Raw genomic sequence first — 832 nt, 5'->3', positions numbered from 1 at the left:
GTAGAACGCTACCTTGCCATGGTAGAGGTCGCGGGTTCGAATCCCGTTGTTCGCTTTGCCGGCTTGGCGGAATAGGCAGACGCACAGGACTTAAAATCCTGCGATGGAAACATCGTACCGGTTCGATCCCGGTAGCCGGCACTTATTTATGGACTTATATGCTAATTGGATAAACACCCCGGCTACGAACCGGGTATTGCAGGTTCGAGTCCTGCTAGGTCCATTAGCGAACATAGTTTGCTAATTTTAAATGAATAAGTTCGGGACGTAGCTCAGCTTGGTAGAGCACCTGGTTTGGGACCAGGGGGTCGCAGGTTCGAATCCTGTCGTCCCGATTTATAACGAAATATGTTATAGTTCGCGGTGTAGCTCAGCTGGCTAGAGCGTCCGGTTCATACCCGGGAGGTCGAGGGTTCGATTCCCCCCGCCGCGATTGACTCAAATAACAAGGACCTTTAGCTCAGTTGGTTAGAGCAGACGGCTCATAACCGTCCGGTCGTTGGTTCGAGTCCAACAAGGTCCATTTTTAGACCTTAACGTCTTATGGAGAATTACCCAAGTCTGGCTGAAGGGAACGGTCTTGAAAACCGTCAGGTCGTGAAAGCGGCGCGTGGGTTCGAATCCCACATTCTCCTTTGACATATTAGATGTCACTTATATTATTATCGCGGGATGGAGCAGTCTGGTAGCTCGTCGGGCCCATAACCCGAAGGTCGTAGGTTCAAATCCTGCTCCCGCAATTGAACTAGAAAATAGTTCATTATAAACAGAAATGTTTGGTCGCATGGTCTAGTTGGTTAGGACGTTCGCCTGTCACGCGAAAGATCACGGG

At 50.0% G+C, this 832-nt stretch carries 7 tRNA genes; all 7 read left to right on the top strand.

Features of this window, described 5'->3' with window-relative positions:
* The first annotated feature begins 57 nt into the window (after positions 1-57).
* The 7 genes from EST42_RS07515 to EST42_RS07485 all read left to right on the top strand — a co-directional run bounded on the left by EST42_RS07515 (position 58) and on the right by EST42_RS07485 (position 740).
* Positions 58-141, top strand: a tRNA-Leu gene (locus tag EST42_RS07515).
* Between the two features lie 9 nt (positions 142-150).
* Positions 151-223, top strand: a tRNA-Arg gene (locus EST42_RS07510).
* 38 nt (positions 224-261) lie between these two features.
* A tRNA-Pro gene (locus EST42_RS07505) sits at positions 262-335 on the top strand.
* Between the two features lie 24 nt (positions 336-359).
* A tRNA-Met gene (locus EST42_RS07500) sits at positions 360-433 on the top strand.
* 16 nt (positions 434-449) lie between these two features.
* Positions 450-523 (top strand) — tRNA-Ile (locus tag EST42_RS07495).
* 22 nt (positions 524-545) lie between these two features.
* Positions 546-635 (top strand) — tRNA-Ser (locus EST42_RS07490).
* A 31-nt stretch (positions 636-666) separates the two neighbouring features.
* Positions 667-740 (top strand) — tRNA-Met (locus tag EST42_RS07485).
* The last annotated feature ends 92 nt before the right edge of the window (positions 741-832 follow it).

This window comes from Weissella cibaria, from assembly GCF_004521965.1.
Taxonomy (GTDB): Bacteria; Bacillota; Bacilli; order Lactobacillales; family Lactobacillaceae; genus Weissella; species Weissella cibaria_A.
This window is presented reverse-complemented; position numbering and strand designations above follow the sequence as displayed.